We start from the raw sequence: 23,168 nt of genomic DNA on the forward strand, positions 1-23,168 counted from the left end.
CCTCTTTTTCTTCTTCCTCATGAGGAGTAAATCATGCAAGCCGTACAGCTCGAGATCGCCAGGGAACTCAAGGTTCAGGCCCCCTTCGCCACTCAGGGCGAGCTAGAAACCGAAGTTGCCCGTCGCATTCAGTTCATCAAGGACTGCCTGCAAAACGCTCGCCTGAAGGTGCTGGTGCTGGGCATCAGCGGCGGCGTCGACTCGCTGACCGCCGGCCTGATGGCCCAACGCGCCGTGAAGGAGTTGCGCGACAGCACCGGCGACAACGCCTATCAGTTCATCGCCGTACGCCTGCCGTACCACATTCAGTATGACGAGCATGAGGCCACAGCTTCGGTGGACTTCATCAATCCGGACGAACGCCACACCGTCGACATCGCGCCGTCGGTGAAGGCACTGGTCGAGCAGGTCAAAGCGTTCGAGGGTCAGCCCGACGCTGCGGTCGACTTCGTCAAAGGCAACGTCAAGGCCCGCACGCGAATGGTCGCGCAGTACACCATCGCAGGCGTACGCGGCGGTCTGGTGATTGGCACCGATCATGCCGCCGAAGCCGTCATGGGCTTCTTTACCAAGTTCGGCGACGGCGCCTGCGACCTGGCGCCTTTGAGCGGTCTGGTGAAAAACCAGGTGCGCGCGATCGCCCGCAGCTTCGGCGCGCCGGAGTACCTGGTCGAAAAAGTCCCGACGGCCGACCTCGAGGACCTCGTACCGGGCAAGCCAGACGAGGCATCCCACGGCGTGACCTATGCCGAGATCGATGCATTCCTGCACGGCCAGCCGTTGCGTCAGGAGGCCTTCGACATCATCGTCAACACCTATCGCAAAACTCAGCACAAACGCGACTTGCCCTACGCGCCGTAAGCAACCGCGTTGATTCACCCGAAACGTGCGAAAGCCGAGGAGCGAGCGGTGTCCTGGCCGCATCTCGAGGAAGGGGCCAGTCATCCAATACATTTGGGTGGCTGAGCCGTACTCCTCGTGGGCGAGTTAGCTCCCGCAGTTGATTCAGAGGATGTCAGCTCGTCGGCATGTGAGGGCATTCAATAGAAAACGGAATGAACCCGTCGTTTTTTTTCGCTTGATGGCGCTCGTCATCGCAGCTTACATAGCGTCCTGACATTCTTGCCCAGAGCCGCTATCCATGACCGCTTTCCAAGGCCTTTTCAATCTTGTTGCGTCCACCGTTGGCCAGCCCGCTGCTGACTGGCTCGAACACCGTGTCGAGGTCCCTCAGGGCTTGCAGGACTTCTCCTGGTCGCAAGACGCGATCCATCGCGTCTGGATCGCACAGGCCCTGAACCTGTGCCTGTTCCACAAGCTGGTGGAAGCCGTGCCGGACGGTCTGCGTTATGTGAACGAACAATTCGAATCGGGCCGCAAGGTGGTGTTCGACCACGGCGCGATCCGCACCGTCGACTGGGCTGACAACGGCGAACTGCCGCGAGGCCGCCTGGCGTTTTCCCGCCTGCTGGAGCCGCTGGGTTTCACCGACGTGCGCACCTATCCGCTGACAAAACTGAACATGACCGGTTGGGGCTATCGTCAGATGGACCTGCCCGAGCATATCGCGCAGTTCTTCGTCTCCGAATTGCATCCCGGCCGCCTGAGCGAAGCGTTCCAGCAGGCAGTCGGTCGCGTGGTCAGTTCAAGCCGCGACCCGCTGGGCACCGAGGACCTGAGCACCCTCAAACGTCTGCATGTCACTCGCCACTGCAGCCTGGACGAAGCGAGGCGTCTGCTACCCGGCCTCTATCGCGCCTTTGCCCGCCAACACGGCGTCGTCAGCGAAGCCGACTATCGCCAACTGCTCAGCGAAAGTGCAGAAATGGCCTGGATTGCAACCGAGGGCAACAGCTTCAACCACCTCACCGATCGAGTCGCCGATCTGGAAGCAACGGTCGAGGAACAGATTCGCCGCGAGCGGCCCATGAAGGACAGCATCGAGGTATCGGGTTCGGGACGCGTCATGCAGACGGCCTACAAGGCCTGCACCGTCAGCCGGGATCTGCTCGATGCATCGGGCACGCTCAAGACGCATCAGGTGCCAGGCTCGTTCGTTGAGTTCATCCAGCGCAAGGTCGATCCGGAAAGCGGCAAGATCGACCTGAACTTCGACAGCAGCAACGCGCAGGGCATTTTCAAGATGACGGCGTCTTGAAGACGTCAGTAACGCTGTAGGAGCACGCTCGCCCGCGATGCGTATTTGAATCCAACACATCTTCGTCGCCGGATGCATCTGTCGCGGGCGAGCGCGCTCCTGCACAGGATGAAGCCTTAGAAGGCCTGCATCACTTCAGCGTGATCGTGCCTTTCATCATGCTGATGTGGCCGGGGAACGAGCAGAAGAAGCCGTATTTCTCGGCCGGATCGAGTTTCGAGACATCGAGCGTCACCTTATCGGTTTCGCCTGCGCCAATGATTTTGGTGTGGGCGATGACACGCGCATCGCCTTCTTTCAGATATTGCTTGTCGATACCGGCGCTCAGGCCATCGGTGGCGATTGGTTGCATATCGGCTTCTTTGCTGATCACCAGGTTATGGCCCATGACGTTCTTGGGCAGGCTGCCGGAATGTTTCAGGTTGACGGTGAACTCCTTGCAGCTCTTGTCGATTTCGATGGCCTTGGTGGAAAAGGTCATCTGGTCAGTGGAGTCGACCTCGACCGAACATTCCGCCGCCAGCAAATGCCCGCTGGCCAGGGTCAGGAAGGATGCGACTACAAGCTTGCGAATCATGGTACGTCTCCTAGTGGGTACTGCTGATTTTTGTATACAAAGACTGCCCTAACTTTAAACAATTTATCAACACCTGATTATGAAACTGTTCAGAAGGGCTCTATCAGGGCCATCGAGACAATCAAGCGGCGGGCAGCACTGTGGCCTTCTATGATCGCTCTGTCACTCATCTATCAGGACGATCATCATGCAACTCAACCACTTTTTCCGCAGCCTGCTCGCGGCCTATGCCTGTGGCGCTGGCGGCGATTACGACAGCGCGCGTCAGGACTATAGCCAGTACGCCCAGGCCGGTCGCCATGCCTGACCACGCGACGCTCGCAGGTCTTTTGCCAGACAGCACATTGGCTCCGCGAAAATACAGGCCCGAGTGAGCGCCGAACTCAGGCAGAATGAACGGACTTATCGCCCGACTTGAGGACTGCCCATGGCCAAACCCAACTATTCTTTCGCCAAACGCCAACGCGATCTGGCCAAGGAGCAGAAGAAAGAGGAAAAGGCTCAACGCAAACAGGCTGAGAAAGCCGAAGCGCTGACCGAGGGTGACATGGCGGACGAACATACCGCCGAGCAGCAGCCAGGCGAAGAAAAACCGGCTGAATGAATTGATTGCAGACCGCTGACCTGCCTGCTGCGGGTCAGAAGCCCTTGCTGAATGCGCTTGTCCGCGATGGACCTGTCCGGCGATACAGATGTGCCGGACTCACCTGCGCATCGCGGGCAAGTCCGCGACTGCAACCGATATCACGCCCGCGTTACTCTGCAATCGGCATCACGGTAACCCGGACTTCGGGGTCGTGATTACCCCCTCCCAGAATCACGCCACGCAGCGGCGAGACGTCAGAAAAGTCTCTGCCCCACGCCAGACTGATGTGTTCCAGCGCAGGCTGAATGTTGTTGGTCGGATCAAAATCCACCCAGCCGAGCAACGGACAGAAAACCGAAACCCAGGCATGCGACGCGTCAGCGCCGATCAGCCGGGGCTGGCCCGGAGGCGGCTGTGTGAGCAGATAGCCGCTGACGTAACGCGCCGCCAGCCCGCGAGAGCGCAGGCACGCCAGCATCAGATGGGCAAAGTCCTGACACACGCCACGGCGCGTTTCCAGCACTTGCACCAAAGGGGTCGCGACCTGGGTCGCTTCGCTATCGAACGTGAACTCGTCGAAGATTTTCTCCATCAATGCCTGCGCGCACTGCAGCATCGGGCGCCCCGCCGGGAAGCAGCTTTCCGAGAACGCCACGAAAGACTGCTTCAGGTGCACATAGGGCGATTCGAAGCGATAACGACAGGCGTCGAGAATGTCCGGCGACATTTTCGACGCGCTGTAGGTCAAGGTGCCACGCGTGTGATCCCACGAAGCCGACTGCTGGAAATCCAGCGCGGGACGCTCCAGCACTTCGACGCGCAGTCGCGCATTGACCTGCAGTTCATCGTGGGGACGCTCGAATGCAAGGCGCGTCAGCGGATTGCCGAAGACGTCCAGCTCATCGCGGCGCGTGGTCGGTGTCGGGCTGATCTGCAGATCCTGTTCGAGGCATCGCTGCCACGGGCTGCATCTGGGCCACAGATGCGCGAGCTGCTGAGCGAGCGAAACCGGACTGTCGTATTTGTAGTGAGTGTCGTGAAGGATCTGGTAATGAGCGCTGTTCATCAGACGGACACCGTGCGCTGGCTGACATCATCGACATGGGCGAAATGGCGCAACGCCAGCCGGTCAGACACCTGACCGCTGATATCACCAACGCTTTGCAGCAGATCGGCCAGCCCGTGCAGCGCAGCCTGGACACTGCTCTCGCCGAACAGGCCATTTTCCAGGCATCCCAGATCAAACACCGCCAGACGCTGGGTCAGCACAGTCAGGCTGTTGTCCGCAGGCGCACCGAAATCGTCGTTCAGGCGTTTGAGTGATCGCGCCACCAGCTTGAGCTGGAACAGCACGGCATGCGGGTTCTGGTCATCGAGCAGCAGCAGGTCGAGCACAGGAATCAGCTGCGGCAGCGCCAGGTAACGCGAGCGGTACGTGATGCTACTGTTGCCCAGCTCAAGCAGCCAGTCCAGTGCGTCCTGATCGAACACGGCATCGCTGCGCAGAAAAGCCGCCAGCGTCGTGCTGAGGAATTGCAGGCGCTCGATGCGACGCCCGATCATCAAGAAGCGCCAGCCCTCGTCGCGGGTCATGTCATCCAGCGCGAAGCCAGACAACGCGGCCAGCGACATCACCAGCCGATTGAGAAAGTCCAGCAGCTCACCGAAGTCCGGGGCGTCGGTTTCAAGGCTCATCGCTTCGCGCTGCAGCTCGACCAGCGCCTGCCAGTTCTCGCGGGACAACTTGCCACGCACCTGAGAGGCCGCCCACTGCAGCCGCTGCAGGTTTGAACGAAGACTGAACGGCCACTCGTCGCCGAGCAACGCGGCCAGCAGACGCTCGTGCAGCGCCGTGCCTGTTTCCTCGTCCTCGCGGGGCAGCAGGTTCAACCGCTCGCCCAGTTCGACGGCGGCTTGCAGCGCAGCGGGGTCATCGCCATCGACATAACGCGCCAGCATAATGCGCAGCAGCCGCGCACTGTCGTCGCAACGTTCGCAATAACGGCCGAACCAGAACAGGTTCTCGACGACACGCGAGGGCAGATAGGGATCGCGGCGAATCAGGTCATGCACGCCCAGCGACCGGCGACCTTTCCACGGCTCGCTGCCCAGCGTCCGCTCACCCAGCACCCACGTGTCCTTGCTGGCCCCGCCGCGTTGCATCGACACCACGTCGGCATCGGCATCGGCGGCGACGCGGGTCAGCCCGCCCGGCAGCACGCGGTATCCGTCTGCCGTCGCCACGGCATAGACGCGCATGCCGATGGCACGAGGTTGCAGCTGGCCGTCCTCGCCCTGCCAGACCGGCGCGTGGGACAGCTGCGCCAATTCCTGAGCGACGTAGGCGTAGGGCCTGGCCTGCATGCGCGCGGCCAATGCCTGACGCTGACCCTCGTCAAGATCGCGACCGAAGACCGGGGCAAAACTCTGAGACGGGAAAGCCGGTTTGATCAACAGCTCAGGCAGCTTCTCAAGTGCCTGAGCGAGCACCGGCGGCTCGCCGCACCACCACGTTGCAATGGACGGCAGGAGCAATTCTTCGCCGAACAGGTGTTCATTGATTTTCGGTAGGAAACCCAGCAAGCCCGGCGACTCCAGCACGCCGCTGCCCAGCGCATTCGCCACCAGTACCCGGCCTTGACGCACGGCTTCGAGCAGGCCCGGCACACCGAGCGCGGAATCCGTACGCAGCTCCAGCGGGTCACAGAAGTCATCGTCCAGACGCCGCATGATGGCGTGCACCCGGCGCAGTCCGCTGAGGGTCTTGAGGTACACCGTAGCGTCGCGCACGGTCAGGTCACTGCCCTCTACCAGCGGATAGCCCAGCTGCCCTGCCAGGTAAAGATGTTCGAAATAGCTTTCGTTGAAACGACCCGGCGTCAGCAGCACAACCAGTGGCGCTTCGTGGCTGCTCGGCGCCTGACGCGCAAGGGTTTCTTGCAGCGAGCGGAAAAAGCCGGACAGGTGCTGCACTTCCAGATCGCGGTACAACTCCGGGAAAGCCCGCGACACGATGAGGCGGTTCTCCAGCGCGTAGCCTGCGCCCGATGGAGCCTGAGTCCGGTCGGCGGTGACCCACCAGCGTCCATCCGGCGTGCGCGCCAGATCCACCGCATACACATGCAGAAACGTGCCTTCCGGTGGCTTCATCCCTTGGCAAGGCCAAAGGAAATTGTTGTGGCCAAAGACCAGTTCAGCCGGCAGCAAACCGTCGGCAATGAGTTGCTGCGGGCCGTAGAGATCAGCCAGCACGGCGTTGAGCAATCGCGCGCGCTGGGCAATTCCGGCAGCGACCTGTTGCCACTCGTCGACCGGAATCAGATGCGGCAGCAGATCCAGTTCCCACGGACGATCTGCGCCCTTGGGGTCGGCGTAGACGTTGTAGGTGACACCATTTTCCTGAATCTGCCGGGCGAGCAATGCCTGACGCTGGATCAATTGCGCGGGCGTGCTGCGCTGCAAGTGCTCGTACAGGCGCAGCCAATGCGGCCGAACCGCGCCGCTGGCGTCGAGCATTTCGTGATAAGTACCCGCAGAAAGCGGATATCGGTCAAGCAGGTCAGGCATGGAAGGCTCGGCAGACAACTAAAGGAGTCAGATTAGCGCAGACACAATGACACGCAGAGGCTCGCTTCCTTGCGGCCGCTTGCGGTGCCGGATCGCCTGACGTTCGGGTCAGGCGATCGGTCCGGGCCGTGATCTTATCGGTGCAGACGCAGATCCAGCGTCATGGGCAGTTCATCGTTGATGGTCAGCGCAGGGACGGACAGCTTGCCGGGCGTGTGGCCGACGCGGAAGAACCGCGACAGGCGTCGGCTTTCGGCCTCGTTGGCGTTCACCGGCAGGGTCTCGTAATTGCGACCTCCAGGATGCGCGACATGATACTCGCAGCCGCCCAGAGAACGCTGCATCCAGGTGTCGAGGATGTCGAATACCAGCGGCGCATGAACCGGAATCGTTGGCTGCAAGGCGTTGAAGGGTTGCCAGGCCCGATAGCGCACGCCGGCCACGAATTCACCCACTCGCCCGGTGGGCTGCAGCGGCACGGGAACGCCGTTGCAGGTCAGCATGTAGCGCTGCGGCGGCAGACCGGTGACCTTCAACTGCAGGCGTTCCAGAGACGAGTCGACATAACGCACCGCGCCACCGGCGGCGCCCTCTTCGCCCAACACATGCCAGGGTTCCAGGGCCTGACGCAGCTCCAGTTCGATGCCGCTGACTGCGTAATCACCGACTTTGGGGAATCGAAACTCCAGATGCGCGGCGAACCACTCGGCGCGCACCGGGTAACCCGCAGCGTTGAGTTCGACGATCACATCGGCAAAATCCTGCTCGATGAAGTGAGGCAGCATGAAGCGGTCATGCAACTCAGTGCCCCAACGTGCCAGCTTCGCCGGGGCATAAGGCTCACGCCAGAAGCGCGCCACCAGCGCGCGCAACAACAACTGCTGCGCAAGGCTCATTCGCGCGTGGGGCGGCATCTCGAATGCACGAAGCTCCAGCAGCCCCAGCCTCCCCGTGGCGCCGTCCGGCGAATAGAGCTTGTCGATGCAGAACTCGGCGCGGTGCGTGTTGCCGGTCACGTCGATGAGCAGGTTGCGCAGCAGCCGGTCCACCAGCCATGGCGAACATTCCTCGCCAGGCGCTGGCATCTGTGAGAAGGCGATCTCCAGCTCGTAAAGCGAGTCGTTGCGCGCCTCATCGACACGCGGCGCCTGCGAGGTCGGCCCGATGAACAGCCCGGAAAACAGATAGGACAGCGAGGGATGGTTGTGCCAATAGCTCAACAGACTGCGCAGCAGATCAGGCCGGCGCAGGAAAGGCGAGTCGCCTGGTGTCGCGCCGCCGAGCACGAAATGGTTGCCGCCGCCGGTGCCGGTGTGGCGCCCGTCGATCATGAATTTTTCGGTGGTCAGGCGGGTCAGCCGCGCCTGCTCGTACAGGAACTCCGTGCGCTCGACCAACTCGTCCCACGTGGACGACGGCTGCACGTTGACCTCGATCACACCTGGATCCGGCGTGATGCGGAAGTTGGCCAGACGCGGATCGCTCGGCGGCTCATAGCCTTCCAGCAGCAGCGGACAATGCAGTTCCTGCGCAGTCGATTCGATGGCCGCGACCAGCTCCAGATAGGCCTCGAGCGACTGCAATGGCGGCATGAACACATAAAGCCGGCCGCCGCGCACCTCGGCACTCAACGCCGTACGGGTCAGCCAGTCGGCGGACTCGTCGATGACCGGCGCCCGCTCGGCTTCAGGGTCCGCCTGCTCGGTCAGCCCGTCCAGCCGGGATTGAAGCGCTTCACGGTCCGGCAGGTCCGGGAATTCCTGATTGGGGTCATTCGGGTGAATGTACGGATACTCGGCCGCCTTGACCCAGGGCTGCGAGGCGAGCGGAAGGCGGTAGCCCAGGGCCGAATCGCCCGGCACCAGCCGACAATGCTCGTCACGCAGATACCAGCGGCCGCTTTGCCAGCGATCATCGGCCGCCGTGCGGGCCAGTGGCAGCACGTGCCCCACGACCTTGTCGAGCCCTTGGGAAAACACTTTGTTCAGCCGCGCACGCTCGAGTTCGTCGCCGAGCCGGGAGTCTTCGGCGGTGACGTTCTGCGGCAGCGTGCCCTCGCGCCACAGATAGTAGAAGTTGTCTTCGTAAGCGGGGAACACGTAGCGCGCAGGCAATTTCAGCCGTTCGGCAACGCTGCGCAGGAAGCGCCCGGCCGTTTCGCTGTCGGCGCCGTAGTCTTCGTTCTCATCGGCAATCAAGGCGTCGTTGCGCCATACCGGCTCGCCGTCACGTCGCCAGAAGCAGTTCAGCGACCAGCGCGGCAACTGCTCGCCCGGATACCATTTGCCCTGGCCAAAGTGGACGATGCCCTTAGGCGCATAATGCTTGCGCATACGCTGGAACAGCTCAGCCGACAACGCCCGTTTCTTCGGGCCGAGCGCGGCAGTGTTCCATTCGCTGCCGTCACGATCGTCAATCGACACGAACGTCGGCTCGCCGCCCATGGTCAGGCGCACGTCATGGGCGCACAGGTCAGTGTCGATCTGACGGCCCAGCGCCTGAATCTCCAGCCACTGCTCTTCGGTATAAGGTTTGGTGACACGCGGCGCTTCCCAGATGCGCTCCACCGACATGTCATGACTGAATTGGGTTTCGCACGGTTCGACCAGACCACTGATCGGCGCTGCAGAAGACGGCTCGGGACTGCAGGCCAGCGGAATGTGGCCCTCGCCTGCGAAAAGTCCCGACGTCGCGTCCAGACCGATCCATCCCGCACCCGGCAGATAGACCTCGCACCAGGCGTGCAAATCGGTGAAGTCGACATCGGTACCAGAAGGACCGTCCAGCGCCGCAACGTCGGCTTTGAGTTGGATCAGATAGCCGGACACGAAACGCGCCGCCAACCCCAGATGACGCAGCAATTGCACCAGCAGCCAGGCGGAATCGCGGCAGGAACCGGAAGCGTTTTCGAGCGTGAACTCAGGCGTCTGAATGCCCGGCTCCATACGAATCAGATAACCGATGTCGTTGGCCAGCCGCTGATTGAGATTGACCAGAAAGTCGATGGCCGGAATCGGCGTGCGGTCGATGCTGTTCAAGTACGCCTCAAACTTCGGCGTCAGCGGGAGTTTTTCCAGATACGGCAACAGCTCGTGATGCTCTTCCCTGGCGTAGGTGAACGGGATGTACTCAGCGTATGGCTCAAGGAAGAAATCGAAAGGGTTGAACACCGCCATTTCGGCGACAAGGTCGACCTCGATGCGCAACTCGTTGGTCTTTTCCGGAAACACCAGGCGGGCCAGGTAATTACCCTGCGGATCCTGTTGCCAGTTGATGAAGTGATTGTCAGGCAGGACTTTCAGCGAATAGGACAACACACGCGTGCGGCTGTGAGCCGCAGGACGCAAGCGCACGATCTGCGGACCCAGTTCTACCGCTCGTTCGTAGCGGTAATGCGTGACGTGGTGCAAGGCAATGTGAATCGACACGGCGTGCCTCCTGCGAGCCTGGACGGTAGCGGAACCGCGCAAGACTTATGCCATCCAGGCAAGTCAGGCGCCTTCGGCGTTGATGATGCTCGCTCAGCTAAGCACAGCACCAAAATCGCGCCAGCTTCGGCGGACGGTGCAAGGGTCGCACGGAAATGAGGCGGGTGGGGTTATTTACGCGGGAACCGCCAATTTGCCGGGGGTCACGGTGCGAATCGTGGTCATTGGAGCGCAGGTGTGAAAAGGAGAAAGTAAAACGCCAGCTCGAAAGCTGGCGTATTTCACTGCGGCATCATTCAGCGTGGAAACACCGGCTGACGGGACGGTTTCTTGCTCTTGCCGCCCTTCCCGCCTTTCGCAGCGTCAGCGCGCTCCTTGGCCGCCTGCTTGTTGCGAGCAGCCGCAGCGGCCTTGGCCTCTTCACGCTTGTCCCACGGTTTGCTGCCGTCGCTGCCACGCTGGGGCAGGCCGGTATGCTGGGTGAGAATCTTAGTAGTCTTGGCGACCTTGTGGCTTCCCACCGGCGTCGAGTTCTTGCGACGCGCGCTCTGGTAGCTGTCGGTTTCCGGCTGATGCAGCGGGATCAACTGGTTTTTGCCCGGACCAATGAGGTCTGAACGGCCCATGCGCTCAAGCGCTTCGCGCAGCATTGGCCAGCCTTTCGGATCGTGATAGCGCAGGAACGCCTTATGCAGACGGCGCTGCTCCTCGCTCTTGACGATGGTGACCGCGTCGCTCTTGTACGTGACCTTGCGCAGCGGGTTCTTGCCCGAGTGATACATGGCGGTCGCACTGGCCATCGGCGACGGGTAGAACGCCTGCACCTGGTCGGCGCGGAAGCCGTTACCTTTGAGCCACAGCGCCAGATTCATCATGTCCTCATCGGTCGTGCCAGGGTGGGCCGCGATGAAGTACGGGATCAGGTATTGCTCCTTGCCCGCTTCTTTCGAGTACTTCTCGAACATGCGCTTGAACTTGTCATAGCTGCCAATGCCCGGCTTCATCATCTGGTTGAGCGGACCTTCCTCGGTGTGTTCCGGGGCGATCTTCAGGTAACCACCGACGTGGTGGGTCACAAGCTCTTTAACGTATTCCGGCGACTCAACCGCAAGGTCGTAGCGCAGGCCGGACGCGATGAGGATCTTCTTCACGCCCGGCAGATCACGGGCGCTGCGGTAGAGCTGAATCAGCGCCGAATGGTCGGTGTTCAGATTCGGGCAGATGCCAGGGAACACACACGACGGCTTGCGGCATGCGGATTCGATTTCAGTGCTCTTGCACGCAATGCGGTACATGTTCGCGGTCGGACCGCCGAGATCGGAAATGACGCCGGTGAAGCCAGGCACCTTGTCACGAATCTCTTCGATCTCACGAATGATCGAGTCATGGGAGCGGTTCTGGATGATCCGGCCTTCGTGTTCGGTGATTGAGCAGAAGGTGCAGCCACCAAAGCAGCCCCGCATGATATTCACCGAAAAACGGATCATGTCGTAAGCGGGAATTTTCTCCTTGCCGTACGCAGGATGCGGAATACGTGCGTAAGGCATGCCGAACACGTAGTCCATTTCTTCGGTGGTCATCGGAATGGGCGGCGGATTGAACCAGACATCGACCTCGCCATGCCGCTGTACCAGCGCACGGGCGTTGCCGGGGTTGGTTTCCAGGTGCAGCACCCGGTTGGCATGGGCGTACAACACCGGGTCATTACGCACTTTTTCCATGGACGGCAAACGAATGACCGTCTTGTCGCGGGTCATGCGTGGGCTCGCCAGAATCTGCACGACCTTGGCTTCATTCGGGTCTTCGACCGGCCCTTTTTCCTGCTCGATGGCGCAGGCTTGGGTGTCCTGCGTATTGACGTATGGGTTGATGATCTTGTCGATCTTGCCCGGACGGTCAATGCGCGTGGAGTCGACCTCGTACCAGCCTTCCGGCGTGTCGCGACGAATGAACGCCGTGCCGCGCACGTCGGTGATGCTTTCGATCGACTCACCATAAGAAAGACGATTGGCGACCTCGACGATGGCCCGCTCGGCGTTGCCGTACAGCAGGATGTCAGCGCAGGCGTCGATCAGGATGGAGTTGCGGACCTTGTCCTGCCAATAGTCGTAATGCGCGATGCGACGCAGGGAGGCCTCGATGCCGCCGAGCACGATCGGCACATTTTTGTACGCTTCCTTGCAGCGCTGGCTGTAGACCAGGCTGGCGCGATCGGGACGCTTGCCCGCCATGCCACCCGGCGTATAGGCATCGTCCGAACGGATTTTCTTGTCGGCGGTGTAGCGGTTGATCATCGAATCCATGTTGCCAGCCGCGACGCCGAAGAACAGATTCGGCTCGCCCAGCTTCATGAAGTCGTCTTTGGATTTCCAGTCCGGCTGAGCAATGATGCCGACACGAAAGCCTTGCGACTCCAGCAGCCGGCCAATGATCGCCATGCCGAACGACGGATGGTCGACGTAGGCATCGCCGGTGACGATGATGATGTCGCAGGAATCCCAGCCAAGCTGATCCATTTCTTCCCGGCTCATCGGCAGGAAAGGCGCTGGCCCGAAACATTCGGCCCAGTACTTCGGATAGTCAAATAACGGCTTGGCTGCTTGCATGTCGATGACCAGTGTTCGTAATCAGGGAGGCGAGTTTCTCGTGGAAAATCGCGGGCGCGGAGAATAGCACAAAAAATAACCAATTCCGACCATTCGGCTAGGTTTTACTCGTCATCATCAAAGTTGTAACTGCCCGGCGCCAGGTTCTCGAAGCGCGTGTATTTACCAATGAAGGCCAGCCGCACGAAGCCGATCGGACCGTTCCGCTGTTTACCGATGATGATTTCAGCGATGCCCTTGTGCTCGGTCTCCGGGTGATACACCTCATCCCGGTACACGAACATGATGACGTCGGCGTCCTGCTCGATCGCTCCGGATTCACGCAAGTCGGAGTTGACCGGCCGCTTGTTCGGGCGCTGTTCAAGCGAGCGGTTCAGCTGAGAAAGGGCGACCACCGGGCAGTTGAACTCTTTGGCCAACGCTTTGAGGGATCGCGAAATTTCGGAAATTTCGTTGGTCCGGTTGTCACCACTCGAGCCCGGAATCTGCATCAGTTGCAGGTAGTCGATCATGATCAGCCCGACATCGCCATGCTCGCGCACTAGGCGCCGGGTGCGCGCCCGCATCTCGGACGGGCTGATGCCTGCGGTATCGTCGATGAACAGTTTGCGGTCATTGAGCAGATTGACCGCCGACGTCAGCCGCGGCCAATCGTCGTCGTCCAACTGACCGGAACGCACCTTGGTCTGGTCGATACGCCCGAGCGAAGACAGCATACGCATGATCAGCGATTCACCTGGCATCTCAAGCGAGTAGACCAGAACCGCCTTTTCGCTGCGCAACACCGCGTTCTCGACCAGGTTCATCGCGAACGTGGTCTTACCCATCGACGGTCGTCCGGCGACGATGATCAAGTCCGAAGGCTGCAGGCCGCTGGTCTTCTCGTCCAGATCGGTGTAACCGGTGGACAGGCCGGTGATGCCCTCGCCCAGGTTAAACAGCGTGTCGATGCGATCGATGGCTTTGGTCAGCAGATCGTTGACGCCGACCGGCCCGCCCGTCTTGGGCCTTGCCTCGGCGATCTGGAAAATCTGCCGCTCGGCCTCATCGAGGATCTCCTCCGCGGTGCGCCCTTCGGGATTGAACGCGCTGTCGGCAATCTCGTTACTGATGCCGATCAACTGACGCAACGTCGCGCGCTGGCGCACGATTTGGGCGTAGGCCTTGATGTTGGCGACCGAGGGAATGTTTTTCGCCAGTTCCGACAGATAACCGAGACCACCGACCTGAGAAGTCTGGCCTTCTTTGTCCAGTTGCTCGGACAGCGTCACGACGTCGATTGGCAGGTTCTGATCAGCCAGCTTGGCGATGGCGCGGAAGATCAGACGGTGGTCATGACGATAGAAGTCGCCATCCGAAACCTGATCCAGCACGCGTTCCCAGGCGTTATTGTCCAGCATCAGACCACCGAGCACGGCCTGTTCGGCCTCGATGGAATGCGGAGGCACCTTGAGGGCAGCGGTTTGCAGATCGTATTGCTCGGGAGCGGAAATATCGTTCATGGCCACACGGAATCAGGGGGTTTGAATCAGGATACTCAGAAATGACAAAGGGCACGACCTGCGAACAGGATCGTGCCCAATGCTAACCGGCTGACAAGCGCGTCGCCAACCGGTCAGACGCCCGCACCGAAGCGCGGGAATCGAACGGCTTAAGCAGCCACCACAACAACGCGAACGGTAGCTTCAACATCGCTGTGCAGGTGCACGGCAACGTCGTATTCGCCGACGTTACGGATGGTGCCGTTCGGCAGACGAACTTCAGCTTTGGCAACTTCGACGCCGGAGGCGGTCAGTGCATCAGCGATGTCGTGAGTACCGATCGAACCGAACAGCTTGCCTTCGTCACCAGCAGTGGCAGTGATGGTCACTTCCAGCTCAGCCAGTTGAGCAGCGCGAGTTTCAGCAGAAGCTTTCTTCTCGGCAGCGGCTTTTTCCAGCTCAGCGCGACGCTCTTCAAACGCAGCCAGGTTGGCAGCGGTTGCAGCGGTGGCTTTGCCGAAAGGCAGCAGGTAGTTACGACCGTAGCCAGCCTTAACGTTTACTTTATCGCCCAGGTTGCCCAGGTTGGCGATTTTTTCCAGCAGGATGAGTTCCATTTGGTAATAACCTCTTAACTTTAACCTTCACCGTTCGCAGAACCGTCATCGGCATCTTTCGACGCCAGCCGGCCGCGAAAATCAATCAGGCTGTCGACAATGGCAAACACCACCAGCAACGGATAAATCAGCTGCATGAACAGCAGAAGCGTGACGTACAACCCCACCAGCCAGAAACGGGTCAGGCGCTTTGCAGCCACCAGACCGTGAATCAGAGCCAGCCCCGCGAACATCAGCGGCACGCTGCACAACGGTGTCAGCATCGCCAGTTGCGGACCGAAGTTCGGCCCCACCAACATGCACACCAGCAGCACCAGCATCGGTGCCCGCGGGAGTCTCAGGCTGCGAAACTCGCGACCGAAACCACCCGGGTTATACAACAGCGCCTGCCAGTAACGCCCAAGGATCAGGCATACCACGCTGACGATCTGCAACAACGCTGCGATCAGGCCGTTAAGGACCGGCGTAATCAATGCTCCCAGTCGCGCTCGCTCTTCTACCGACATCTGTTGGTAGACATCACCGAAGACATGGGGCAGGAGTTTCTGCAACTCCCCCGCCATGGCTTCGATGGGCTCGCGGAAAACCGCTCCCAGAATCACTGCGTACAACAATCCCGCCACTACGCTGACCAGCAGCACGCGGACCCAGGACTCGCTGGCGCGCAACACGGCCGCCAACCCCCATGAACCCAACAACACCATCAGGGTGCGAGGTTCACCGAAATACCACCAGACCAACGCCGGTAGCAGAGCCCAGGCGAGAACGCTCAAGGCGTCACTCAACCCGCGTCGCAGGAGCACCAGGCACCCTGCGGCAGCACTCAACCAGAACAACAGCGGCAACGCCGCACATCCCACCACTACGAGAGTGGCTTGCACGCGGCCGCGCATGATGAATTCAGCCAAGGCGCGCATGCGATTTATCCCTTACTGCTTTTTGTCGACTGAACCTGGTCTCAGCGGCCGTGGCTGTCGGTGTAGGCCAGCAGGGCCAGGAAGCGGGCGCGCTTGATAGCGGTAGCCAGCTGACGCTGATAACGAGCTTTGGTACCGGTAATACGGCTAGGAACGATCTTGCCGGTTTCAGATACGTAGGCTTTCAGGGTGTTGAGATCTTTGTAATCGATCTCCTTCACATTTTCAGCTGTGAAGCGGCAGAATTTACGACGACGGAAGAAACGTGCCATGTAATAGGCTCCTCAAAAGGTCCGTGGATTACTCGTCAGCGTTATCGCTGTTGTCGCTGTCATCACTGTCAACGCCTTCAGCGTCGGAGTGCTCAGGACGGTCGCGACGCTCACGGCGCTCACTGCGGTTTTCTTCAGCCTTGAGCATTTCGGACTGGCCGGTAACGGCTTCGTCGCGACGGATGACAAGGTTACGGATCACGGCATCGTTGTAACGGAAGTTGTCTTCCAGCTCGGCCAGAGCCTTGCCAGTGCACTCAACGTTCAGCATCACGTAGTGAGCCTTGTGAACATTGTTGATTGCGTAGGCCAGTTGACGACGGCCCCAATCTTCCAGACGGTGGATCTTGCCGCCGTCTTCTTCGATCAGCTTGGTGTAACGCTCAACCATGCCGCCGACTTGCTCGCTCTGGTCCGGGTGAACCAGAAAGATGATTTCGTAATGACGCATGAATGCTCCTTACGGGTTGTAGCCTGCCGCCAAAGCGGTCAGACAAGGAGTGAATAACACTGGTTTATCTTGCACAGGGACAGGCACAAGAGCGCCTGCCATGACAGCAAGGGGCGCAATTGTAGAGAAGCACCAGAGGCGGCGCAAGGAAATTGGTGATTATTTGAACAAAGGCAGACTTGAGCCGTAAGCCGCAAGCGACAAGCTGATCGCGGGTGGAGTCAGCATGCCGCTTGCTGCCTGAAACTCGCTACTTGCGCGAAGCGGCGGCCTTCACGCTGCGCTGGCGCATGGCTTCGAACAGGCAGACGCCGGTCGCCACCGACACATTGAGGCTGCTGACACTGCCGGCCATTGGCAAACGAACCAGATAATCACAATGTTCGCGGGTCAGTCGGCGCATGCCCTTGCCCTCGGCGCCCATGATCATGATGGTCGGACCGGTCAAATCCTGCTGATACAGTTCCTGCTCGGCCTCACCGGCCGTGCCGACGACCCACAGACCGCGCTGCTGAAGCTTTTCAAGCGTGCGCGCGAGGTTGGTGACCGCGACCAGCGGAATCACTTCTGCCGCACCGCAAGCGACTTTGCGCACCGTTGGCGTCAGCGTTGCGGACTTGTCCTTGGGCACGATCACCGCCAGCGCACCGGCCGCATCGGCGGTGCGCAGGCAGGCGCCGAGGTTATGCGGGTCGGTGACACCGTCCAGCACCAGAATCAGAGGCGCGCCTTCCGTACGATCCAGCAACTCGTCCAGCATCGCCTCACCCCAGACCTGGCTCGGACTTACGTCCGCCACCACGCCCTGGTGAACACCTTCGACCCAGGCGTCCATCTCACGACGCTCGGCCTGCCCGACGGAAACCCGGTTCTGAGCAGCAAGATCAATCAAGACCTGAACCCGCGGGTCGCTGCGCCCCTCAGCCAGCCAGATCTGCTTGACCCGCTTGGGATGGTGACGCAACAACGCTTCTACGGCATGCACGCCGTAGATTTTTTCCAACGCACTCATGACTTGGCCTTAGGTTTGCGCACTCCGCCGCTCTTCGCAGCAGGCGCCGAGCCCGATTTCGGCGGGCCCTTACGATGTTTGCTCGGTTTTGCCGTCTTGCCTGCCGGAGCGGAGTCACTCCTTGGCGGCTTTCCCGACGATGCCTTGCTACCGCCCTTAGCTTCTGCCAATAAGGCTTTCTTCAGTTCCCGACTCTTACGGACTTCAGCGTTTTTCGCGGCGGCATCACTGGGGCGGTAGGCCTCGACGACCGGTTCCTTGTTGGCACTGCGGCGACTCGGACGGGACGCGGTGGCCTTTTCCTTTTCCTTCTCTTTGGGCTGCTGGGCGGCAACGGGCTCAGCCGCTTTGCGCTTGCGACCGACCGGAGCGCTGGTCGTCTTCTCGGACATCTCGAAGTCGATCTTGCGCTCGTCCAGGTCAACCCGCATGACGCGCACTTCGACGGTATCTCCCAGTCGGAAGCTACGGCCGCTGCGTTCGCCTGCCAGACGATGATGAACCGGATCGAAATGGTAGTAGTCGCCCGGCAATGCCGTGACGTGGACCAGACCCTCGACGTAGATGTCGGTCAATTCGACGAACAGGCCGAAGCCGGTCACAGCCGTGATCACGCCCGGGAACGACTCACCTACACGGTCTTTCATGAACTCACACTTGAGCCAGTTCACGACATCACGCGTGGCCTCGTCAGCACGGCGTTCGCTCATCGAGCACTGCTCGCCCAATTGCTCCAGCACCGCCTCGTCATAAGGATAAATGCGCGCTTTGGGAATGGTCGCAGCGCCTGCGCGGCGAACGTGCGGCGTTTCCTGCTTGGAGCGAATCACGCTGCGAATCGCGCGGTGAGTCAGCAAGTCCGGATAACGACGAATCGGCGAAGTGAAGTGGGTATACGCCTCGTAATTCAGGCCGAAGTGGCCGTTATTGTCCGAGCTGTACACTGCCTGACTCAACGAGCGCAGCATGACGGTCTGGATCAGGTGGTAATCCGGACGATCCTTGATGGTTTCAAGCAGCGCCTGATAATCCTTGGGCGTCGGACCGTCTTTGCCTTTGTGCAGCGACAAGCCCAGTTCGCCAAGGAACGCGCGAAGTTTTTCCAGACGCTCAGGCGGCGGACCATCATGAACGCGATAGAGGGCCGGAATTTCATGCTTCTTGAGGAATTCGGCAGTCGCCACGTTCGCCGCCAGCATGCACTCTTCGATCAGCTTGTGGGCATCGTTGCGTGTAGTTGGACGGATTTCGGCAATCTTGCGCTCGGACCCGAAAATGATCCGGGTTTCCTGAGTTTCGAAATCGATTGCGCCACGAGTGTGACGAGCGCCCAGCAGCACCTTGTACAGCGCATACAGCTGTTTGAGATCGGGCACGACCTCGCTGTACTCGCCGCGAAGCTGCTTGGCTTCGGTTGTTTTCGGGTGTTCAAGAATCGAGCTAACCTTGTTGTAGGTCAGGCGCGCATGGGAGTGAATGACCGCTTCGTAGAACACGTAATCGGTCATTTCGCCGGTCTTGGAGATGGTCATCTCACAGACCATCGCCAGACGATCGACGTGCGGGTTCAGCGAGCAAAGACCGTTCGAGAGCTGCTCTGGCAACATCGGCACCACGCGCTCGGGGAAGTACACCGAGTTGCCGCGCACCTGGGATTCGGCGTCCAGCGCCGAGCCGATCTTCACGTAACTGGAGACGTCGGCAATTGCCACGTAAAGCTTCCAGCCACCGGAGAACAGCCGCAGTTTGCCCGGCTTGGCTTCGCAATAAACGGCGTCGTCGAAATCGCGGGCGTCTTCGCCATCGATCGTGACGAAAGGCAGGTGGCGCAGATCGACGCGATGCTCTTTGTCTTTCTCCTCGACTTCCGGCTTGAGCCTGGCGGCTTCTTTGAGCACAGCCTCAGGCCAGACGTGAGGAATGTCGTACGTACGCAGCGCGACATCGATTTCCATGCCAGGCGCCATGTAGTTACCCACGACTTCGACCACATCGCCTTGCGGCTGGAAGCGTGGCGTTGGCCAGTGGGTGATCTTCACCTCGACGAACTGGCCGATCTTGGCATCGGCATTGCGACCGGGCGTCACCAGCACTTCCTGCTGGATTTTCGGATTGTCCGGCACGACGAAACCGATCCCGCTCTCTTCGAAATAACGGCCGACCACGGTTTCGTGGGCTCGGGAGATGACCTCGACGATAACGCCTTCGCGGCGCCCCCGGCGATCCAGGCCCGAAACCCGAGCGAGCGCCCGGTCACCGTCGAACACCAGACGCATCTGGGCGGGGCTCATGAACAGGTCGTCGGAGCCGTCATCAGGCACCAGGAATCCGAAGCCGTCACGGTGACCGCTGATGCGGCCCAGGATCAGATCGAGCTTGTCGACAGGGGCGTAAGTGCCGCGGCGCGTATAGATCAGCTGAGCATCGCGCTCCATGGCGCGAAGACGGCGGCGCAAGGCCTCGATCTGATCTTCAGTCGTCAGGCCAAATTCTTCCACCAACTGCTCGCGGGCCGCTGGGGATCCGCGCTCGGAAAGGTGCGCCAGAATCAGCTCACGACTAGGAATGGGGTTTTCGTATTTTTCCGCTTCACGAGCGGCCTCGGGATCGAGGGACTGCCAATCGGCCATTAGAATGAGTTCACCTTATCTGTATGCAATTAGTTTGGCATATACCAGATTGAAACGCGAAGACAGCATTTGCTGAGACATTTCGCTATTTCAAAAAAAATTTCATCTCGGGGGTTTACAGCCCCCAAACTCATCCGTAAGATGCGCCCCACAACGACGGCACTGCCACGTTGTAGTTGAAAATCAAGCGACTTTTTGAAGAATTAGTCGAATGAAATCAACGCCTTGCCCAGATGGTGAAATTGGTAGACACGCCAGCTTCAGGTGCTGGTGACCTTACGGTCGTGGAAGTTCGAGTCTTCTTCTGGGCACCAATTTAACGAAACCGAGCCAAGTGCTCGGTTTTGTGCTTTCTGCGGTTTGAAAATTTTATCGCCGCCGGAAAACAGCCCTGAGCGTAGATCAGTTCCCCTTCCTTGTCTGCGACAGCAATCGAATGCCATGGGCGAGACCTCCTCGTTGGAGATACTGGTCTGTCTGCTCGGGCCATTAAAATTCCGCTTCAAACACTCAACCTGCAACGCTCGATCGATATTTCGAAAAATTCAGTTGCATTGAAACGAAAAATCTAATTAAATCAGCGCCATGCCCAGGTGGTGAAATTGGTAGACACGCCAGCTTCAGGTGCTGGTGACCTTACGGTCGTGGAAGTTCGAGTCTTCTCCTGGGCACCAAATCAAACGAAACCGAGCCAAGTGCTCGGTTTTGTGCTTTCTGGAGTTCGGGATTTAGCAACTGACGCTCGCCTCATCTGCAGGCCGAGCGTGCTCGCGATCGCCCCGCACCCCAGCCTGATGTACGGCGATTGCGAGCGAACTGACCCTTGCACGTAGTCGACCAGAACCGGATCAGGCGCGGAATTGCCCCAGGCTCGCTTTCAGCTGTGCTGCCAGTCTGTCCAGCGTCTTGCCACTCGCCGTCGTCTCGACAACTGCCTGCGCCGCTTTCTCGGCCTGGGCATGGATCACTTCCACGCGCCCTCTCACCGCCTGCGCCCCCTTGGCCTGATGCTCAGCCGCTCGGGTCGCCAGCCCGATGGCGGCGTGCACCTGCTCGACCGAAGCCTGAACCGTTTGCTGCAGCCGCGCGCTGTCACGCAGTACCGCCAGCCCTTCCTTGGCCTGACGACCCGCCAGGCCAATGGTCGCGACCGCCTCTTTCGCGCCAGACTGCAGCTTGGCGATGTGTTCCTGAATATCACCGGTCGAGCTTTGCGTCTTGCTCGCCAATGCGCGGACCTCATCGGCTACCACGGCGAACCCGCGCCCGGTCTCGCCCGCTCGAGCCGCCTCAATGGCAGCGTTGAGCGCCAGCAAGTTGGTCTGCTCAGCGATGCCGTGAATCACTTCCAACACCACCTCAATCTGCTCGCTCTGTTGCGCGAGGCGCTCAATGACCTGCGCCCCGGTTTCAACCTGACCGGCCAGCGCCTCAATCAGATTGCCGACTTGATTGGAGGTGCGCGTGTTCTCGTCCGTCGCCTGACGAATATCGATCACCTGACGCAAAGCCGCTTGCATGGCCTGGCTTTCCGCTTGTGCTTCGTCGGCCATCTGCGACAGAGCCTGAAGACTCGCCGCCACTTCGTCACGTTGCAGCTCGGCAGCGGCATCCGCTCCGGCATTGCGCTTGCTCATCGCACCGATCTCTACACCCGTCTGCTGAGCGACGTCGCCCGCCTCTCGCACGATCGGTTGCAGCTTATCGACGAAGCGGTTGACCGCTGCCGCCATTTCACCGATTTCGTCGTTGCTGTTGAGCTTCACGCGCTTGGTCAGATCGCCCTCACCGGCGGCCAGATCATCCAGCGCGCGGTTGAGCAATTGCAGCCGCAGCACCACTCGGCGCCCGAGAACGATCGCCAGCGCTATCAACACACCCAAGCCCACCAGCGCCAGACCGACGCCGATTCTCCAGCGCAACGTCGAGGCCGCTTCCTGCACCGCCGAACCGGTATTGGTCGCCATCGCGGAAGCGGACGACTGCGCGTTTTGCAGGCGCGAACGTAACGCCGCCGAGCTTTCAGTCGCAGCCCCACCCAGACTGTCGGAAACCAATTGTTCGCCACTGCCGATCAACGCCGTGAAGCGCTTGTCCAGCGCTGCGAGGTTGTCTTCCACAGCACGGGTCGAGACGCCCATGCGCACTTTGCCGATTTCCACGCCATTGGGGCTGATGGACGCTTCGACGTAGTAAACGGAAGGATCTTTTTGCGCTGCGTTCAGGACCTTGTCCATCGCCCGCTCGCCCTCGCCTTTGGCCAGGAGCGCCTTGATCGATTCGTTCTCACGGTTGAGGTAACGGGTGAGGTGTTCGCCCTGCGCGTCGTCGTAGACGACAAACAGCACGTTGGGATTGCGTTGAGCGCGCCGGGCAAATTCCGACAATGTCGGCGTGTCCCCATCCCACATCGCGCGCGGGGCGACGGCAGCGAGAAGCTCGGCCATGTCGGTCGCCGAATCCTTCAAGTCCTTTTCCAGCGTCGTACGCAGTTGACCCTGCTCGTCCTTCAGACGGGCGGACAGGCCTGCGCTCAATCGCTGACGCGTATTGCGCGATAACCCTTCCAGACTGGATGTTACGTCGCGGCTCGCCTGCTCCAGTTCCCCGGACAAGTGTTGCGAATCTACACTCAGGCGCGTAGCCAGATCGGCCTCAAGCGCAGTGACTGTGCTCCGGGTAAGGGCGACCGCCACCAACACCTGCACCAAAAGGGCAATGCCGAGGGCGATGAATACGGGCCGCAGCAAGCGGCTGCGCAGAAGAGAAAGAACGGCCGACACAGGAGATCCCCCACAACAAACGCCATTAAAATGATGGCATCTTTTATGACGGTATTTACAGCAAGGGTCGTGCCGTTGTGCAG

At 60.3% G+C, this 23,168-nt stretch carries 16 protein-coding genes and 2 tRNA genes; 5 read left to right on the forward strand and 13 right to left on the reverse strand.

Annotated elements, in window-relative coordinates; all coding sequences use genetic code 11:
• Positions 1-33: 33 nt before the first annotated feature.
• Together nadE and BMZ10_RS17570 are read left to right on the forward strand one after the other, a co-directional pair.
• Positions 34-861 carry an ammonia-dependent NAD(+) synthetase gene (nadE, locus tag BMZ10_RS17565; RefSeq protein ID WP_093465005.1) on the forward strand — a complete coding sequence of 276 codons (828 nt, stop codon included), beginning with the start codon at positions 34-36 and terminating at the stop codon, positions 859-861.
• A 280-nt stretch (positions 862-1,141) separates the two neighbouring features.
• Complete coding sequence (locus BMZ10_RS17570) at positions 1,142-2,158, forward strand: DUF1338 domain-containing protein (protein WP_093465007.1); 1,017 nt, start codon at positions 1,142-1,144, stop codon at positions 2,156-2,158.
• A 130-nt stretch (positions 2,159-2,288) separates the two neighbouring features.
• On the opposite strand, the gene azu is transcribed toward BMZ10_RS17570, so the two are convergent.
• A complete protein-coding gene (gene azu, locus BMZ10_RS17575) occupies positions 2,289-2,735 on the reverse strand; it encodes an azurin (RefSeq protein ID WP_093465009.1) in 447 nt (148 codons plus the stop codon).
• Between the two features lie 427 nt (positions 2,736-3,162).
• Here azu and BMZ10_RS27745 point away from each other — a divergent pair, with 427 nt between their 5' ends.
• On the forward strand, positions 3,163-3,339 hold the full coding sequence (locus tag BMZ10_RS27745) for a hypothetical protein (RefSeq protein WP_177182151.1): 177 nt from the start codon (positions 3,163-3,165) through the stop codon (positions 3,337-3,339).
• A 151-nt stretch (positions 3,340-3,490) separates the two neighbouring features.
• On the opposite strand, the gene BMZ10_RS17580 is transcribed toward BMZ10_RS27745, so the two are convergent.
• From BMZ10_RS17580 to rnr, 11 genes are all read right to left on the reverse strand, one after another.
• Entirely contained in the window at positions 3,491-4,387 is an 897-nt protein-coding gene (locus BMZ10_RS17580; RefSeq protein ID WP_093465011.1) for a transglutaminase family protein, read from the reverse strand.
• Complete coding sequence (locus tag BMZ10_RS17585) at positions 4,387-6,888, reverse strand: circularly permuted type 2 ATP-grasp protein (RefSeq protein WP_093465013.1); 2,502 nt, start codon at positions 6,886-6,888, stop codon at positions 4,387-4,389. The genes BMZ10_RS17580 and BMZ10_RS17585 overlap by 1 nt, the downstream gene beginning before the upstream one ends.
• Positions 6,889-7,022: 134 nt before the next feature.
• Positions 7,023-10,316, reverse strand: coding sequence for a transglutaminase family protein (locus BMZ10_RS17590; protein ID WP_093465015.1), 3,294 nt, complete (start codon positions 10,314-10,316; stop codon positions 7,023-7,025).
• A 296-nt stretch (positions 10,317-10,612) separates the two neighbouring features.
• Positions 10,613-12,922, reverse strand: a complete 2,310-nt coding sequence (locus BMZ10_RS17595) for a YgiQ family radical SAM protein (RefSeq protein WP_093465017.1) — start codon at positions 12,920-12,922, stop codon at positions 10,613-10,615.
• Positions 12,923-13,026: 104 nt separating this feature from the next.
• On the reverse strand, positions 13,027-14,424 hold the full coding sequence (gene dnaB / locus BMZ10_RS17600) for a replicative DNA helicase (RefSeq protein ID WP_093465019.1): 1,398 nt from the start codon (positions 14,422-14,424) through the stop codon (positions 13,027-13,029).
• Positions 14,425-14,573: 149 nt separating this feature from the next.
• On the reverse strand, positions 14,574-15,020 hold the full coding sequence (gene rplI, locus BMZ10_RS17605) for a 50S ribosomal protein L9 (RefSeq protein ID WP_062379016.1): 447 nt from the start codon (positions 15,018-15,020) through the stop codon (positions 14,574-14,576).
• Positions 15,021-15,040: 20 nt separating this feature from the next.
• Positions 15,041-15,937: a YybS family protein gene (locus BMZ10_RS17610; RefSeq protein WP_093465021.1), complete on the reverse strand. Its 897-nt coding sequence runs from the start codon at positions 15,935-15,937 to the stop codon at positions 15,041-15,043.
• A 41-nt stretch (positions 15,938-15,978) separates the two neighbouring features.
• The gene (rpsR, locus tag BMZ10_RS17615) at positions 15,979-16,209 is read right to left on the reverse strand and encodes a 30S ribosomal protein S18 (protein ID WP_037015707.1); all 231 of its coding nucleotides are present in this window, start codon (positions 16,207-16,209) and stop codon (positions 15,979-15,981) included.
• Between the two features lie 28 nt (positions 16,210-16,237).
• Positions 16,238-16,660 carry a 30S ribosomal protein S6 gene (rpsF, locus tag BMZ10_RS17620; protein WP_062379020.1) on the reverse strand — a complete coding sequence of 141 codons (423 nt, stop codon included), beginning with the start codon at positions 16,658-16,660 and terminating at the stop codon, positions 16,238-16,240.
• A gap of 250 nt (positions 16,661-16,910) precedes the next feature.
• On the reverse strand, positions 16,911-17,672 hold the full coding sequence (gene rlmB, locus BMZ10_RS17625) for a 23S rRNA (guanosine(2251)-2'-O)-methyltransferase RlmB (protein WP_093465024.1): 762 nt from the start codon (positions 17,670-17,672) through the stop codon (positions 16,911-16,913).
• A complete protein-coding gene (gene rnr / locus BMZ10_RS17630) occupies positions 17,669-20,302 on the reverse strand; it encodes a ribonuclease R (protein ID WP_093465027.1) in 2,634 nt (877 codons plus the stop codon). Before rnr ends, rlmB begins: the two co-directional genes overlap by 4 nt.
• A gap of 227 nt (positions 20,303-20,529) precedes the next feature.
• Between rnr and BMZ10_RS17635 the strand changes: the two genes are divergently transcribed.
• Together BMZ10_RS17635 and BMZ10_RS17640 are read left to right on the forward strand one after the other, a co-directional pair.
• Positions 20,530-20,616, forward strand: a tRNA-Leu gene (locus BMZ10_RS17635).
• 273 nt (positions 20,617-20,889) lie between these two features.
• Positions 20,890-20,976, forward strand: a tRNA-Leu gene (locus BMZ10_RS17640).
• A gap of 174 nt (positions 20,977-21,150) precedes the next feature.
• Here the strand turns inward: BMZ10_RS17640 and BMZ10_RS17645 are convergent.
• Positions 21,151-23,085 carry a methyl-accepting chemotaxis protein gene (locus BMZ10_RS17645; protein WP_093465030.1) on the reverse strand — a complete coding sequence of 645 codons (1,935 nt, stop codon included), beginning with the start codon at positions 23,083-23,085 and terminating at the stop codon, positions 21,151-21,153.
• Positions 23,086-23,168: the final 83 nt, after the last annotated feature.

Source organism: Pseudomonas sp. NFR16, assembly GCF_900108875.1.
Classification (GTDB): Bacteria; Pseudomonadota; Gammaproteobacteria; order Pseudomonadales; family Pseudomonadaceae; genus Aquipseudomonas.